Raw genomic sequence first — 614 nt, forward strand, 5'->3', positions numbered from 1 at the left:
GAAGGCGCAAAAGATGCTGCCAACAATTATGTTCTCTATAAATCAAGCAATAATAACTTCACTTTTGGCAGTGCTGTCTCTCTATTAGGCGCACACCAACATAAAACCGAAGATATTGTGGGGCTTGATGATTTTAGAGCTAAGATCAATGAAGATCTCACAAGCTATGGACACCTCACAAGCCCAAATGAATGGCAAAGTTATAATAAATTTACCAGCAAAGTCACTATGAGTGGTGGCTTAGAACTGTTGGGTAATTCGTCGTTTAACCTTATCCATAACAACAAAGTCGTTAGCAGTCTAAACACAACCGGAAGCTCGCTTAAAGGACCTTTGAGAGTTGATGACGAAGCTGTTTATACCAAATCACAAGTGGATGCAGCCATCTTGGCACAGATAAAGAGTCTTAAAAAAGATTTGACCGATAAAATCACAAATTGGCCGGCTCTTGCTGATGCTGAATTGCTGTATACGCAAGATGGGAAAATTCAATGGCCAGACTGGGTAACGGATAAAACTAAAGTTGAGATCCAAGCATGGGGTGGCGGCGGCAGTGGTGGGGGTGGTTATTCTTATTACTTAGGAGGCGGTGGCGGCGGTGGCGGTTGTACGGT

At 43.2% G+C, this 614-nt stretch carries 1 protein-coding gene; it reads left to right on the top strand.

The features are described from left to right. Positions 1-614 (top strand): Bgr_08870 family protein (locus tag ACFIKG_RS09760; RefSeq protein ID WP_375652249.1); only part of this gene is annotated, 614 nt, incomplete at both ends.

The sequence above is a fragment of the Bartonella sp. LB28NMGDW genome, from assembly GCF_042194435.1.
Taxonomy (GTDB): Bacteria; Pseudomonadota; Alphaproteobacteria; order Rhizobiales; family Rhizobiaceae; genus Bartonella; species Bartonella grahamii.